This is a genomic window from Curtobacterium sp. MR_MD2014, assembly GCF_000772085.1.
Taxonomy (GTDB): domain Bacteria; phylum Actinomycetota; class Actinomycetes; order Actinomycetales; family Microbacteriaceae; genus Curtobacterium.
Window position 1 is genome coordinate 2,727,676 of the sequence record NZ_CP009755.1, and the last position, 15,072, is coordinate 2,742,747.

Annotated in this window: 14 protein-coding genes; 4 read left to right on the plus strand and 10 right to left on the minus strand. The window is 72.0% G+C overall.

The window, feature by feature from the left end; translation table 11 throughout:
- Position 1 precedes the first annotated feature (1 nt).
- From NI26_RS12560 to NI26_RS12570, 3 genes are all read right to left on the minus strand, one after another.
- On the minus strand, positions 2-1,309 hold the full coding sequence (locus NI26_RS12560; protein WP_066655901.1) for an O-acetylhomoserine aminocarboxypropyltransferase/cysteine synthase family protein: 1,308 nt from the start codon (positions 1,307-1,309) through the stop codon (positions 2-4).
- The gene (locus tag NI26_RS12565; protein ID WP_066655903.1) at positions 1,309-2,355 is read right to left on the minus strand and encodes an LLM class flavin-dependent oxidoreductase; all 1,047 of its coding nucleotides are present in this window, start codon (positions 2,353-2,355) and stop codon (positions 1,309-1,311) included. Before NI26_RS12565 ends, NI26_RS12560 begins: the two co-directional genes overlap by 1 nt.
- 84 nt (positions 2,356-2,439) lie before the next feature.
- Positions 2,440-3,459: an ATP-grasp domain-containing protein gene (locus NI26_RS12570; protein ID WP_066655905.1), complete on the minus strand. Its 1,020-nt coding sequence runs from the start codon at positions 3,457-3,459 to the stop codon at positions 2,440-2,442.
- 140 nt (positions 3,460-3,599) lie between these two features.
- Here NI26_RS12570 and NI26_RS12575 point away from each other — a divergent pair, with 140 nt between their 5' ends.
- Entirely contained in the window at positions 3,600-4,100 is a 501-nt protein-coding gene (locus NI26_RS12575; protein ID WP_066655907.1) for a hypothetical protein, read from the plus strand.
- A gap of 3 nt (positions 4,101-4,103) precedes the next feature.
- Here NI26_RS12575 and NI26_RS12580 read toward each other — a convergent pair whose 3' ends face one another.
- A complete protein-coding gene (locus tag NI26_RS12580; RefSeq protein WP_066655910.1) occupies positions 4,104-4,961 on the minus strand; it encodes a helix-turn-helix transcriptional regulator in 858 nt (285 codons plus the stop codon).
- A gap of 102 nt (positions 4,962-5,063) precedes the next feature.
- On the opposite strand from NI26_RS12580, the gene NI26_RS12585 reads away from it, so the two are divergent.
- Complete coding sequence (locus NI26_RS12585) at positions 5,064-5,804, plus strand: SDR family oxidoreductase (RefSeq protein ID WP_066655912.1); 741 nt, start codon at positions 5,064-5,066, stop codon at positions 5,802-5,804.
- A 124-nt stretch (positions 5,805-5,928) separates the two neighbouring features.
- On the opposite strand, the gene NI26_RS12590 is transcribed toward NI26_RS12585, so the two are convergent.
- The 5 genes from NI26_RS12590 to rsmI form a co-directional block, all read right to left on the minus strand.
- Entirely contained in the window at positions 5,929-6,351 is a 423-nt protein-coding gene (locus tag NI26_RS12590) for a hypothetical protein (protein WP_066655914.1), read from the minus strand.
- A gap of 70 nt (positions 6,352-6,421) precedes the next feature.
- Positions 6,422-7,270, minus strand: a complete 849-nt coding sequence (gene rsmA, locus NI26_RS12595) for a 16S rRNA (adenine(1518)-N(6)/adenine(1519)-N(6))-dimethyltransferase RsmA (RefSeq protein WP_066655916.1) — start codon at positions 7,268-7,270, stop codon at positions 6,422-6,424.
- A 2-nt stretch (positions 7,271-7,272) separates the two neighbouring features.
- Positions 7,273-8,211, minus strand: coding sequence for a TatD family hydrolase (locus tag NI26_RS12600; RefSeq protein ID WP_066655919.1), 939 nt, complete (start codon positions 8,209-8,211; stop codon positions 7,273-7,275).
- Positions 8,208-9,788, minus strand: coding sequence for a methionine--tRNA ligase (gene metG, locus NI26_RS12605; RefSeq protein ID WP_066658589.1), 1,581 nt, complete (start codon positions 9,786-9,788; stop codon positions 8,208-8,210). The genes NI26_RS12600 and metG overlap by 4 nt, the downstream gene beginning before the upstream one ends.
- Before the next feature lie 120 nt (positions 9,789-9,908).
- On the minus strand, positions 9,909-10,730 hold the full coding sequence (rsmI, locus tag NI26_RS12610; RefSeq protein WP_066655921.1) for a 16S rRNA (cytidine(1402)-2'-O)-methyltransferase: 822 nt from the start codon (positions 10,728-10,730) through the stop codon (positions 9,909-9,911).
- Positions 10,731-10,783: 53 nt separating this feature from the next.
- On the opposite strand from rsmI, the gene NI26_RS12615 reads away from it, so the two are divergent.
- Positions 10,784-12,415 (plus strand): dolichyl-phosphate-mannose--protein mannosyltransferase, encoded by a 1,632-nt coding sequence (locus NI26_RS12615; protein ID WP_066658591.1) that lies wholly within the window; start codon positions 10,784-10,786, stop codon positions 12,413-12,415.
- 192 nt (positions 12,416-12,607) lie between these two features.
- Here the strand turns inward: NI26_RS12615 and NI26_RS16635 are convergent, their stop codons facing one another.
- A complete protein-coding gene (locus NI26_RS16635) occupies positions 12,608-13,267 on the minus strand; it encodes a TetR/AcrR family transcriptional regulator (protein WP_066655923.1) in 660 nt (219 codons plus the stop codon).
- 162 nt (positions 13,268-13,429) lie between these two features.
- On the opposite strand from NI26_RS16635, the gene NI26_RS12625 reads away from it, so the two are divergent.
- Complete coding sequence (locus NI26_RS12625; RefSeq protein ID WP_066655925.1) at positions 13,430-15,001, plus strand: MFS transporter; 1,572 nt, start codon at positions 13,430-13,432, stop codon at positions 14,999-15,001.
- Positions 15,002-15,072: the final 71 nt, after the last annotated feature.

The following is a 15,072-nucleotide window of genomic DNA, read 5'->3' on the forward strand; positions in this document are numbered from 1 at the left end:
ACTACGCCGAGGTCCCCGCCGCCGCGAACCCGCGAGCCAGGTCGGCCAGGATGTCGTCCACGTGCTCCAGACCGATCGACAGGCGGATCATGCCCTCCCCGACGCCGGCGGCCGCGCGTTGCTGCGGGGTCATCTGCACGTGGGTCGTCGACGCGGGGTGCACGACGAGCGACCGGACGTCGCCCAGGTTCGACACGTGGTCGAAGAGCTCGAGCGCGGCGACGAACCGGCGACCGGCAGCGACCCCACCGGCGAGGTCGAACGCCAGCACGGCCGACGGCCCCTTCGGCACGTAGCGCTGCTGCAGGTGGTGCCACGGCGACGAGGGCAGCCCGGCGTAGTGCACGTGCTCGACCTGCGCGTGTCCGTCCAACCACGAGGCGACCGCGGCCGCGTTCGCCACGTGCCGGTCCATGCGCAGCGACAGCGTCTGGATGCCCTGCAGGACGAGGAAGGCGTTGAACGGGGCGATCGCGGGGCCGAGGTCGGCGGACAGCTTCGACCGGGTGCGCTGGATGAACGCGCGGCGGCCGAACTTCTCGGCGAAGGCCGTCCCGGCGAACCCGGACTGCTCGACCGTCGTGAGCTGCGGGTACTTCTCCGCCTGCGCCGCCCAGTCGAAGTTCCCGCCGTCGACGATGATCCCGGCGACGGCGCTGCCGTGGCCGGCGAGGTACTTCGTCGCCGAGTGCACGACGATGTCCGCGCCGTGCTCGATCGGTCGCACGAGGTACGGCGTCGCGATGGTGTTGTCGACGATGAGCGGTACCCCGGCGTCGTGCGCGACACCGGCGACCCCCGCGAAGTCGAGCACGTCGCCACGCGGGTTCGGGATGCTCTCGCCGAAGAACGCCCGCGTCTCCGGACGGACCGCGGCGCGCCACTCGTCGAGGTCCGTCGGGTCCTGCACGAAGGTGAACGTGATGCCGAGGTCGCTCAGCGTCGAGTGGAAGAGCGTGTAGGTCGCACCGTAGAGCGACGCCGACGAGACGACGTGGGCGCCCGCCCGCGCGACGCCGAGCACCGCCAGCGAGGTCGCCGCCTGACCGGACGCCAGCGCCAGTGCTCCGACCCCGCCCTCGAGGTCCGCGACGCGTCGCTCCAGGGCCGCCGCCGACGGGTTGTTGACGCGTGTGTAGGTGTGTCCAGGTGCGTCGAGCATGAACCGTGCCGCCGCGTCCTCGCCCGAGGGGTACACGAAGGCCGCGCTCTGCGCGATCGGGGGCACGTTCGCTCCGAAGCCCGGGTCGGCCGTGAAGCCGGCCCGGATCTGCCGCGTGTCGAACGCCCAGTCGTCCTCGGCCGCCATCAGGCGACCGGCTCGGCGGGGACGGCGGCGCGGACGAGCGGGATGACCTGCTCGCCGAAGCGCTCCATCTCCTCGGCCTGCGGCGAGAACTGCAGCAGGAGCGTGTCGACCCCGGCGTCCTCGAACTCGCGGATCCGGTCGGCGACCTGCTGCGGCGTACCGACGAACCCGGGGCGCAGACCGCGGTTCGACACCGAGTAGTCCTCGAGCGACGGGACGTGCTCGAGCTGCGACTTCGAGATGAAGTCCTGGTACGACTCGTACGCCTTCCCGTGGCGGACGTCGGTGATGCGGGCGAGCTCGGCCTGCGCCTCCTCCTCGGTCTCGCGGACGATCACGTACGCGGCCATGCCGAACGCCTCGAACGGCGCGGCGCCAGCGTCCTCGCGGCGACGCTTCATCTCGTCGATCTTCGTGCGGAGCTCGTCGACGGTGCCGCCGTGTGTCAGGTACGCGTCGGCGAAGCGGGTGATCGAGCTCTTGCCCGCCTCGCTCTCGCCGCCGGCGTAGATGCGCGGGGTGACCCGCGGCTTCGGCTCGAGGTGCGTGTTCTGCACCTCGTAGTACTCGCCCGTGAACGAGAACGGCGTCTCGGCCCAGAGGCCCTTGAGGATCGCGACGAACTCCTCGGTCCGCGCGTACCGGTCGTCGTGCTCGGAGAAGATGCCACCGTACTGGCGGGCTTCCTCCGCCCACCAGGCGCTCACGACGTTGAACGTGAAGCGACCACAGGAGATCTCGTCGATGGTCGCGGCCTGCTTCGCCGTCACCGCCGGCAGGTGGTAGCCCGGACGCATCGCGGCCATGATCTCGAGCCGCTCGGTCGTCGCGGCCAGCGCGGCCGCGAGCGCCCACGCCTCGAGGCTCGGCGCGGCCGTCCCCTTGATGTCGTTGAGGTTGAGCTCCGGCACGAGCGTCAGGTCGAAGCCGATCCGCTCGGCACGCTGCGCCAGCCGCTTCACGTAGTCGAAGGTGACGGGCATGTCCTCGTCCTCGACGTTGCGCAGCCAGCCGCCGAAGAGCGGGGTCCAGTATCCGAATCGCACGAGTGGTTCCTCAGGTGTGTCGTGACGGCCGGGAGGCGCGGGGCGGGCCCGCCACGAGCCTCCAGGCCGGTGGGTGGTGTCGTCTCAGGCCGTGGTCGCCGACGTGGCGTACGCCTGCTCGAGGAGCGCGCCGGTGAAGCGCGCGATCGCGCGCGGACCGGAGACCGGCGCGACCGCCTCGACGGCGGGGTTGTAGTTCGTGTTCGTGTTCACGTCGTAGACGACCGTGCGGCCGTCCGTGGTCTCCATGAACTCGACACCCGCGACCTGGATGCGCTGGTCGGCGAGGAACGTCCGGAGCTGCTGCACGAGCGGGTGGTGGGCCGTGACCTCGTCACGGATGCTGAAGGCGGCCGGTGCCCCGGTGCCGGTCGTCTCGGCGCCGGGCACGTCGCAGACGGCGCCGGCGATGGCCTGGGGCACCTCGCACGCGTCGGCCGGGCAGAGCTCGAAGCTGCCGGCGCTCGTGTCGACACGGACCGCGTAGACGAACTCGCCGCCGACGAACTCGGCTCGGGTGATGAACGGCTCGCGGGCGGTCAGGAGCTCCTGGAGCAGCGTGATGCCGTCGACGGGGGCCTCGAACTCGGGGCTGTCGACGTACGCGTCGAACTCGGCGAGGGTGTCGAAACGGCGGACGCCGAGGCCCTTGCCGCCCTGGTTGTGCTTCGTGATGAACGGGACGTCCTGCCCGTCCGTGAAGGTCCGCGCGGCGTCCTGCAGGGCGGCCGACCCGAAGACCGCGGTCGTGCGGGGCACGTCGAAGCCGGCGTCCCGGAGGAGCCCGTGCTGGGCGACCTTCGACACCTCGAGCTCCAGCACGTGGCTGCCGTTCACGACCGTCGCACCGGAGCGCTCGAGCCAGCCGAGCAGCGCGCGGGCGTACTCCTTGCTGTGCTCGTTGCCGCGGGTGTGGCTCGACGCGGACATCCGCGACCAGTAGACGCCCGGAGCCGGCTCGGCGGTCAGGTCGATGCTGCCCAGGGCACCGCCGTCGGTGAGCAGGAGTTCCTCGACCGGCACCCCTTCTGCCGCGAAGGCAGCGGCGAACGGCGGGAACCACTCGGGGTTCTCGTGGATGACGTACACGCGCGGAGTTGTCACCGGGCCACCCTAGGCACGCTCCCCCTGGGGGTGCCAGGTGTGTGACGCGGGATTGCGGCGTGCGTCCGCGCGCGGTCGCCTCGTGCCATCGCGGCGGGGTCACCTCGTGCCGGAGCGCCGGGTGTGCGAGGGTGGAACGCATGTCCTACCCCGCGTACGAGGAGACCGTCCGTCCAGGCCGTGTGATGACCGTCGTGGGGTGGGCCGTGATCGCGACCGCCGTCGGGATCGCGACGCTCGTGCTCGCGGTGCCGGCGGGGTGGCAGGACCAGCCGCCGTCGGCGTCGGACGTCGGCGTGCTGGTGGTCACCCTCGCCGTCACGGTCGCGCTCGGCATCGGGATGATGACCATGCGGATGACGGTGCGGGTCGACGAGGTGCTCGAGGTCCGTGTCCGCCCCTGGTGGTACCGGCGGCGCGTCGCTCCCGAGCAGATCACGTCGGCCGAGGTCGTGCACATGACGGGCGGCAACTCCGGCGGGCTCGGCATCCGGCTCGTCCCCGGCGGCACGGCGGTGCTGCTCGACGGCGGACCCGGCGTGCAGGTCGCGATCCGCGGGGCGCGGTCGCTGCGGTTCCGGTGCAACGACCCCGAAGCCGTCGTCGAGGCCCTGCGGGCACGGGGTGCGTCGGCGGACTGAGGATCAGCGCGCGACGCGGTCGGCGCCGAACTGCTGCGTGCCGACGACGCCGAGGAGCTCGAGCTTCTGCGCGTCCTCGCTCCCCGCGGGCGAGGTGAACAACAGGAGCGCCTGCGCCTGGTCGTCCGTGTGGAGCACCTGGCAGTCGACGGTGATCCGGCCGAGCTCGGGCTGCACGATGGTCTTGTCGTCCGACCAGCGGGTCGCGACCTCGTGGCGTTCCCAGAGCTCCCGGAACTGCGGGCTGCGGCGCTGCAGTTCGGCGACGAGCTCCGTCGCCCGACGGTCGCTCGGCCCCGCGAGCCCGACGGCCGCGCGGAGCGACGCGACCACGACCCGACCGAGCCGTTCGTGCTGTTCGGGCGCGTACTTCGCCTGCTCCGTCCCCGAGACGAACCAGCGCCACGCCTGGTAGCGCTCGTTGCCCGGCAGGTCGACGGATCCGCCGAGCAGTGCCCGAGCGAGCCGGTTCTCGACGAGCGTCTCGCCGAGGTGGCTCACGACGATCGCCGGGGTGTCCTCGAGCCGGTCGAGCACGCGCAGGATCGCGGGGTCCACGTGGTCCGCGCGGTGCATCCGGACCGGCGCCGTGTGCCCGGCGAGGTGGAACAGGTGGTCGCGTTCGTCGAGGCTGCACCGGAGGGCCCGGGCGATCGCCGCGACCATCTGCTCCGACGGCTGCGGGCCCCGCTGCTGCTCGAGCCGCGTGTAGTAGTCGACGCTCATCCCGGCGAGTGCGGCGACCTCCTCGCGACGGAGTCCGGGGGTCCGCCGACGGGGACCGCTGCCGAGGCCGACGTCCTCGGGGCGCAGCAGCTCGCGGCGGCGGCGCAGGAAGTCGGCGAGCGCGGGGCGGTCCATGCCCCCCATCGTCCCGTCTCGGCCGGAGCGGAGCCAGGGACCGCCGGTCCCCCGATGCCCGCGCCCTGGAGGAGCCCCGCGCGCAGGAGCATCGTGGTCGGCATGGACACCACGAACAGCACCGTCTTCATCTCCGGCGCGACCTCGGGCCTCGGGCTCGCCCTCGCGCAGCGCCTGCAGGCCGCCGGCAGCACCGTCGTCATCGGCGGCCGCCGCCAGGACCGCCTGGACGCCCTCGCCGCCGAGCACGGCTTCGGTACCGTCGCGATCGACGTCGCCGACGCGGACTCCATCGCGAGCGCGGCAGCGGACGTGACGACCCGCTGGCCGGAGCTCGACACCGTCGTCACGATGTCGGGCATCATGCGCAACGAGGACCTGCGCGACCCCGGACACATCGACGACGCACTCGCGACCGTCCAGACCAACCTGGTCGGGACGATCCGGCTCATCGACGCCTTCCTGCCGCACCTGCTCTCCCGGCCGGCGGCGACGCTGATCACGGTGTCGTCCGGTCTGGCCTTCGTCCCGCTGACCGCGACCCCGACCTACAGCGCCACGAAGGCCGCGGTGCACTCGTACACGCAGGCGCTCCGGCAGCAGCTCGTCGGCAGCTCGGTGGCGGTGCTGGAGCTCGCCCCGCCGGCCGTGCAGACGGACCTGATGGGTGGCGCCGACTTCGGCGGGATGCCCCTCGACGCCTTCACGGACGAGGTGATGGGTCTGCTCGACTCCGGTGCCGCGCCGGAGATCCTCGTGCAGGACGTCCAGCCGCTGCGCTGGGCCGAGCGCGACGGGACGCACCAGCAGATCCTCGAGGCGATGGCCGGCCGCGGTCACTGAGCCACGCACCACGGGCGGATCAGCCCCGGGCGAGGAGGCGTGTGCACGTCGACCGTCAGGCCGGGGTCGGGGTCGGGGTCGGGGCCGGGGCGGGCACCGGTGCCGGCCGGAGCACGCTGCTCCGTCAGTCGACCTCGCCGGCGGCGCGCCGACGCCGGATCCGCGCGTCGAGACCCCGGTTCAACGCCCAGAGCCCCAGCACGATGGCGGTGACGAGGAGCGACTCGGCCAGCGTCCTGTCCAGCGGCCCACGGAGCACCCAGAAGGCACCCCCGGCCAGGACGGCGACCATCGCCAGGGTGCCGATGGAGCTCCTCGCAGCCCGCGGCTCGGCCCCGGTGGACGCCCCGTCCTCGTCCTCGTCCGCGAGCTGGTTGAACCAGAGTCCCCACGCCGCCAGGCCTGCTCCGAACAGGGCGGCTGCCCAGGCAGCATCGTCGCCGGCGTCACGGACGAGGGCGACGACGGCGACGACCACGACGAGTGCACCGCCCGCGAGGAAGAAGAGCGTGATCGCCAGGGCGAGACGGGAGGTCGGAGCGTGCACGCGGTCAGCCTAGGGCTCCGTCGCCGACACGACGACCACCGGGCCGGAGCAGTGACACGACCGCCTGCCGTCAGGCGGCGGCGAGGACCGTCCGTCCGAGGCGCACGAAGTCGTCCGGCGACAGCGCCTCACCCCGAGCGGTCGGGTCGAGACCGGCCGCGGTCAGCAGCTCCGACGCACGGGCGCTGGAACCCAGGACCCCGGACAGGCTCTGCCGGAGCATCTTCCGGCGCTGCTGGAACGCCCCGTCGACGAGCTCGAAGACCTGCGCGCGCAGCGTCTCGTCCCCCGGGCGCTCACGACGGTCGAAGCCGACGAGCACGCTGTCGACGTTCGGCACCGGCCAGAAGACCTGGCGGCTGATCTGCCCGGCGGTCGACCAGGACCCGTACCAGGCGGCCTTGACGCTCGGCGCCCCGTAGACCTTGCTGCCCGGCCCGGCGGCGATGCGGTGACCGACCTCGGCCTGCACCATGACGAGCACCCGCTCGATGGTCGGGAAGGTCGCGAGCAGGTGCAGCAGCACGGGGACGGAGACGTTGTACGGCAGGTTCGCCACGACGTGCGTCGGGGCCTCGGGCAGTTCGTCCGCGGTCACCGCGAGCGCGTCCTGGTGCACGACCCGCAGGCGCGCGTCCGGCTGCATCGCCGCGACGGTCGCGGGCAGCTGGGCTGCGAGCCGACCGTCGATCTCCACCGCGGTGACGGACGCGCCGGTCTCGGTCAGCCCGAGTGTCAGGGAGCCCAGCCCCGGTCCGATCTCGAGCACGCGGGAGTCCGGCGTGACCCGGCCTGCCGAGACGATGCGGCGCACGGTGTTGGCGTCGTGCACGAAGTTCTGGCCGAGCTTCTTCGTCGGGGTGACGTCGAGCTTGGCGGCGAGGTCCCGGATCTCCGCCGGGCCGAGCAGTGCGCCCACGACTACTGGTCCACCGTGACGGGCTCGGCGTCCCACGCACCGTAGACGAGCTCGGTCGTCGAGGCGATCTGCGCCGCGAGCATCGACGGGTCGGTACCGAGGGTCTCGGCCATCGACCGGAGCGTGAGCGGGATCAGGTACGGCGCGTTCGGCCGGCCGCGGTACGGCGTCGGCGTGAGGAACGGGGCGTCCGTCTCGATCATGACCAGGTGCCGCGGCGCGACCTGCAGGGCGTCTCGGAGCGACTGGGCGTTCTTGAACGTGACGGTGCCGGCGAAGGACATGTACCAGCCGCGCTCGGCGCAGAGCCGGGCGAGGTCGGGACCGCCGGAGAAGCAGTGGAAGACGGTCTTCTCGGGAGCGCCCACGCGGTCGAGCACCTCGACCACGGCCTCGTGCGCGTCACGGTCGTGGATCGTCAGCGCGAGGTCGTGCTCCTTCGCGATGCGGATGTGCTCCTCGAACGAGCGGACCTGTGCCGCGCGGCCGTCCTCGCCGGTGCGGAAGAAGTCGAGACCGGTCTCGCCGATCGCCCGGACGCGGGGCAGCGCCGCGAGCCGCTCGATGCCGGCGAGGTGCTCGTCGAGCAGCCCCTGCTCGTCGAGCACGGGCGCCTCGTTCGGGTGCAGCGCGACGGCGGCGAGCACGCGGGGCTCACGCGCGGCGATCTGCGCCGACCACTCCGACGTCGCCAGGTCGGTGCCGACCTGCACGACGCCGCGGACCCCGACGCTCGACGCACGGTCGAGGTGCTCGCGGTAGTCGAGCGGACCGTCGCCGCCCTCGCCGACGCCGTCGGCGATCTCCATGTGCGTGTGGTTGTCGTACACCGGCACCACGAGCGCCTGCGGCAGCGGTGGGTAGCTCAGGTCGCGCTTCGAGCCGCCGGACGCCCCCTCGCCACGCGCCCGCACGTGCGAGCCGTCCGCCGCGTCGGTCACGCTGCGCCCTGCTCGGGCTGCTGCTCGATGCGCGGGAACAGGCCGGACCCGAGCGGCACGACGGTTGCGGCGCCCTGCCACTCGTAGGCGCGGTCGACGCGCTGCTCGGTCACCGATCCGCCGGCACCGATCGACGCCCAGAGCTTCTCCGTCGCCTTCGGCATCACCGGAGACACGAGGACGTTCACGGTGCCGAGGCCGCGGAGGGCCGTCGCCAGGACGGTGCCGAGACGCTCGCGCGCCGACTCGTCCTTCGCCAGCGCCCAGGGCTCCTGCTCGGTGATGTACCCGTTCAGGGCGTCGACGAGCTCCCACACGGCGGCGATCGCCTCGTGCGGCGCGAAGCCCTCGACCGCGGCGTCGGCACGCTCGGTGACGGACACCGCGAGCGTGTCGATCGCCTCGTCCGACGGGGTCAGCTCGCCGCGCGACGGCACGGCACCGTCGAAGTACTTCTGCAGCATCGCGACGAGACGCGAGGCGAGGTTGCCGAAGCCGTTCGCGAGGTCGGCCGAGTACCGGGCGGAGATGTCCTCCCAGCTGAAGTTGCCGTCCTGCCCGAAGGTGATCGCGCGGAGGAAGTAGTAGCGGAAGGCATCCGAGCCGAAGGTGTCGGTGATCTCCGACGGCGCGATGCCGGTGAGCTTCGACTTCGACATCTTCTCGCCGCCGACGAGCAGCCAGCCGTGACCGAACACGCGCTCCGGCACCGGGAGACCCGCCGCCATGAGCATCGCGGGCCAGATCACCGCGTGGAAGCGGGCGATGTCCTTGCCCACGATGTGCACGCTCGGCCAGAGGCGCTGGAACGCCTCGTCGTCGTCCGACCCGTAGCCGAGGGCGGTGACGTAGTTCAGCAGGGCGTCGAACCACACGTAGAGCACGTGGTCGTGGTCCCAGGGGATCGTGATGCCCCAGTCGAAGCTCGAGCGCGAGATCGACAGGTCGCGCAGGCCCTGCTTCACGAAGGAGACGATCTCGTTGCGGACGCTCTCGGGCTGGATGAACTGCGGGTTCGACTCGTACAGGTCGAGCAGGCGCTGCTCGAAGTCACTCATGCGGAAGAAGTAGTTGCGCTCGGCGAGGACCTCGACGGGGATCGAGTGGATCGCGCAGACCTGCTGGCCCTCGTAGGGACCGGTGCCGGGCACGAGGTCGCTCGGCTGCTTGTACTCCTCGCACCCGACGCAGTAGAAGCCCTCGAACTCGCCGGCGTAGATGTAGCCGTCGTCGTACAGCTTCTGCAGGAACGCGGTCACGCCGCGCTCGTGCCGTTCGTCGGTCGTGCGGATGAAGTCGTCGTTCGCAACGTCGACCGTGTCGAGCAGGGGCTTCCACGCGTCGGTGACGAGCCGGTCAGCCCACTCCTTCGGGGACACGTCGTTCGCGCTGGCGGTCCGGAGGATCTTCTGGCCGTGCTCGTCGGTCCCGGTGAGCAGCCAGGCGTCGTCGCCCCGCTGCCGGTGCCACCGTGCCATGAAGTCCGCGGCGACCTCGGTGTAGGCGTGCCCGATGTGGGGCACGTCGTTCACGTAGAAGATCGGCGTGGTGATGCTGAACGAGGACCCGTCGGACATGCGGACCATCCTACGGGCGGGCCGGAGCCGCGTGACGCGCCCCGCGCGCCGCCTGTGGAGAACCGGACGGGAGGCGGGTGGCGGGCCCGCCCCGCGCCTCCAGACCGACGGTGGTCGGCCCTACCGCGCGGCGAGCGCGCCCTCGTACAGGTCGCGCTTCGACAGGCCGGTCGCGTCCGCGACCGCCGCGGCGGCCTCCTTCATGCGCGACCCGGCGGCGACCCGCTCGAGCACGAGCCGCACACCGTCCTCGATGCTCGTCACGTCGAGCGCGCCGGTCGAGCCCTCGACGACCACGCAGATCTCACCACGCACCCCGTCGGCTGCCCAGGCGGCGAGCGCGGCGAGCGAGTCGCGGCGGACCTCCTCGTGCAGCTTCGTGAGCTCGCGGCACACGACCGCGCGGCGGTCGTCCCCGAAGCCCGCGGCCATGTCGGCGAGCGTGTCGGGGAGCCGGTGCGGTGACTCGAAGAACACCATCGTCCGCTGCTCACCGGCCAGGGACGCGAAGAGACGACGGCGCTCCCCCGCCTTGCGGGTCGGGAAGCCCTCGAAGCTGAACCGGTCGGTCGGCAGGCCCGACACGGCGAGCGCCATGAGCACCGCGGACGGCCCGGGCAGGGCGGTGACGGTCACCCCGGCGGCCGCCGCGGCCTCCACGAGGGGGAAGCCCGGGTCGCTGATCGCGGGCATGCCCGCGTCGGTGAGGACCACCACGTCCTCGTCGCGGGCGAGCTCGACCACCTCGGCGGCCTTCGCGCGCTCGTTGTGCTCGTGGAGGGCGATCAGGCGCGGGCGGTTCTCGATGCCGAGCGCACGCATCAGGTGGATCGCGGTCCGGGTGTCCTCGGCGGCCACCACGCTCGCGTTCGAGAGGGTCTCGACGAGACGACGAGACGCGTCGCCGAGGTTGCCGATGGGCGTTGCTGCGAGGACGATCACCTCCCCATTCTGGTGCCAGGTCCGCCGTGGCGGCGATCCGTAGGATGCAGGCGATGACCAGCGAGCTGACCGACGACCGCACCGCCCTCGTCGACGGACCGGCCGGCTCCCGCCTCGACGACTGGTGGGGTCGGGTCCTCTCGACGTCGCGGCGGGTCGCCGTGTGGCGCTGGACGGGTCCGATCGCGGTGACGCTGCTGGCGGCCGTGCTCCGTCTGGTGGGACTCGGACACCCGCACTCGCTCGTGTTCGACGAGACGTACTACGTCAAGGACGGCTGGTCGATCGTGCACCTCGGCTACGAGGGCACCTGGCCGGCGAACTCCTCCGACGACGGCGCCCCGACGACCGACCAGCGCTTCGCGGACGGCGAGACCGACCTGTACTCGAGGGCGGCGGAGTTCATCGCGCACCCGCCGCTCGGGAAGTACCTGATCGGCCTCGGGATGCTGCTGTTCGGCGCCGACAGCTCGTTCGGGTGGCGGTTCACGGTCGCCGTGCTCGGCACCGCGACCGTGTTCCTGACCGCGGTCATCGCCCGCTCGCTGTTCCGCTCGACCGCGATCGGGACGCTCGCAGGCTTCCTGCTCGCGATCGACGGCCAGGCGATCGTGCTGTCGCGCGTGACGCTGCTCGACGGCATCCTGACCTTCTTCGTCGTGCTCGGCGCGGGTGCGCTGCTGCTCGACCGGCGGTGGACACAGCGGCGGCTCGACGACTGGGTCCGACGCCGGGCGGACGGCGGCGGCGACACGCTCTGGGGGCCGGTGCTGGTCTGGCGGCCGTGGCTCGTCGCGATGGGCGTCGCCCTCGGTCTGGCGTCCGCGACGAAGTGGTCCGGCCTGTACTTCCTGGCGTTCTTCGCCCTGTACTCCGTGCTGAGCGACATGGTGATGCGCCGCCGGGCCGGCGTGACGTTCTGGTCCTCGAGCGCCTTCCTGCAGCAGGCGCCGGTGACGTTCCTGCTCACCGTGCCGGTCGCTGCCGTGACCTACCTGGCGTCGTGGACGGGGTGGTTCCGGACCTCCGGTGGGTGGGACCGGAACTGGATCGCCTCCGGCGGCGAGCGGTGGACGGGACTGCTCGCGTGGGTGCCGGACCCGTTCCAGAACTGGTGGCACTACCAGTCGGAGATCTACGGCTTCAACATCGGCCTGCACACCCCGCACTCGTACCAGGCGAACCCGCTGCTGTGGCTCGTCATGCAGCGCCCCACGTCGATGTACTACGTCGGGACGAACCGCGGCCAGGACGGCTGCTGGGCGGACCGCTGCGGCGAGGCGATCACCGGCATCGCGAACCCGTTCGTCTGGTACGCCTCGGTGATCGCGGCGGTCGCGCTGCTCGTGCTCTTCGTGCTGCGGCGCCGGTGGGAGTACGGCTTCGTGCTCATCGGTGTCGCGGGCGGGTACCTGCCCTGGCTGCTGTACACCGACCGCACGGTGTTCCAGTTCTACACGGTGGCGTTCGAGCCGTTCCTCGTCATGGCCCTGGCTGCCGCGATCGGACTCGTCGCCGGGTCCCGGACCGACCCGCGGCCGCGGCGGACCCGGGCGTTGGTCTGGGTCGGCGTGTACCTCGGTGTCGTCGTGCTCGCGTCGGCGTACTGGTACCCGATGTGGACCGGCTTGCAGATGCCGTGGGACTTCGTCCGGTCGCACTACTGGTTGCCGAGCTGGCTGTAGCGGTGCTGCCGAGCTGGCTGTAGCGGTGCTGCCGAGCTGGCTGGAGCGGTGCTGCCGAGCTGGCTGGAGCGGTCCGGCCCTGGGGACGTGACCGCGCGGGACGCCGGTGACTGCCGACCCGCTGTCGGCACGGAGGCGCGGTGCCCGGCCGCCACGAGCCTCCCGCCCGGCGCATACCGCGTCAGGCGAACGTCAGGGCTGGCCGTGCAGGGCGCGCTCGATGGCGGTGCGGTCGAGCGGGGCACCGACCATGGGGTCGGTGGTGCCGCCGGGCAGCACGCCCTCGAGCACGACCTCGGCGTAGCGGCGCCAGGCGTCGGGGTCGTGGGCGCGTGTGGCGTCCGCGACGGCGCCGACCATCGTCGTGAGCATCGGCAGGTCGGCGTAGCTGAACCCGGCCCGCACCACCCCGGACGCCGCCGCTCGCTCGATGATGGTCGCGACCTGGCGCTCGAGCCGGTCCCGCTCGTGCACGATCGACGGCCGCGCCTTCCCCGCGCGGACGATGGCGTCCGCCAGGGCACGGTCGCGCGCGCGGAACTCGAACACGCCCGTCAGGTAGACGCGGAGGGCCTCGCGCGGATCGGTCTCCTGCGCGGCTCGGGCGGCGGCGGCGTTCATCGCCTCGAACTTGGTGGCGAGCAACGCCTCGATCAGGGCGTCCTTGTCGGCGAACCGGCGGTAGACGGTGCCGACGCCGACCCCGGCCTCGTGCGCGATGTCGTTCAACGTGACCGACAGGCCCCGCTCGGCGAAGCACCGGCGCGCGGTCTGCAGGATCAGCTCGCGGTTGCGCGCGGCGTCGGCGCGCAGGGGGCGCTCGAGGTCGTGCGCGGTGTCGGTGGTGCTCACGACGTCGACGGTAGTTGACGATTCTGGGAACAAACGGATGCGGTGGCTCCGTTTCGGTCTACACTCGACACAAACGGATGCACCACATCCGGTTCCACCTCCTCGCGAAGCGCTCGACGGCGCGTGCTCCGCCACCTCCACCCTTCTCCGAAGGAGGCTGCCGTGACGGCAGAACAGACCGTGCCGACCCCGACCGGGTCGGCACCGACGACGACCGGCCGTGCTGCCGGCACCACGACCGGCTCCGGCTCCGGCTCCGACAGGCCGAACCACCGCTGGATCGCACTGGCGGTCATCGCCCTCGCCCAGCTCATGGTCGTGCTCGACGCGACCATCGTGAACATCGCCCTCCCCTCGGCGCAGGCCGATCTCGGCTTCGGCACCGACCAGCGGCAGTGGATCGTCACCGCGTACTCGCTCGCGTTCGGCTCCCTGCTCCTGCTCGGCGGTCGCCTCGGTGACCTGTTCGGCCGGAAGACCACCTTCATCGTCGGCCTGGTCGGGTTCGCCCTGGCCTCGGTGCTCGGTGGTCTCGCCGACTCGTTCGGCCTGCTCGTCGCCGCCCGCGCACTGCAGGGCGTCTTCGGTGCCCTGCTCGCCCCCTCGGCGCTCGGCATGCTCACCACGACCTTCCGCGATCCGAAGGAACGCGGCCGGGCGTTCGGCATCTTCGGGTCCATCGCCGGCTCGGGTGCGGCGATCGGCCTGCTGCTCGGCGGCGTGCTCACCGAGTACGCGTCCTGGCGCTGGTGCCTCTACGTGAACGTCGTGTTCGCGGTCCTCGGGGTCATCGGTGCGCTCGTGTTCATGGCGAAGCCGCCGAAGGTCGAGCGTCCGCGCATCGACGTGGCCGGTGTGCTGACGATCACCGCGGGCCTGGTCGGCATCGTCTACGGCTTCTCGAACGCCGAGTCGAACGGTTGGGACGCCCCGCTCACCATCGTCATGCTCGCCGCGGGCGTCCTGCTCGTCGCCGCGTTCGTGGTCATCGAGACCCGCGTCGCGCACCCGCTCCTGCCGCTGCGCGTCGTCCTCGACCGCGACCGCGGCGGTGCCTTCATCGCGATCGGCCTCGTGGCGATCGGCATGTTCGGCATCTTCCTGTTCCTGACGTACTACCTCGAGCAGACCCTCGGCTTCAGTTCGCTGCAGACCGGTCTGGCGTTCCTGCCGATGCCGCTGTCGATAATGGTGTCGGCGACGCAGATCGGCGGGCGGCTGCTCCCCCGCGTCGGCCCGAAGGTCCTGATCTTCGCGGGCGGTCTCGTCGCGGCGACCGGGCTCCTGCTGCTGCTCCGCACCGACGTCGACAGCACCTACGCGGGCACCGTCCTGCCGGCGCTGATCGTCATCGGTCTCGGCATGGGCACGATCTTCTCGTCCGCGATGAACACCGCGACGACCGGTGTCGCACGGGCGGACGCCGGCGTGGCCTCGGCGACGGTCAACACGATGCAGCAGATCGGCGGCTCGATCGGCACTGCCCTGCTCTCGACGATCTTCGCCGACGTCGTGAAGGACAGCCTGTCGGGCCTCTCGGCAGCACCGACGAAGCTGCAGCAGGCCCAGGCGGTGATCGACGGGTACCACGTCGCCTTCGGCATCTCGGCCGGGGTGCTCGTGCTCGTCGCCCTCGCAGGCGGGCTGCTCATCAACCGGCAGTCGGTGCGACTCGCGAAGCTCGAGCGCGCGGCGTCCGCGACCACGGGCAGCATCCCGGCAGCGGCGCACTAGCCGCCCCGCTCCCCGAGCCGCTCCGCTCCGCGCCCGGTCCGCCCCCGGTCCGCCCTGCCCTGCTCTGCCCC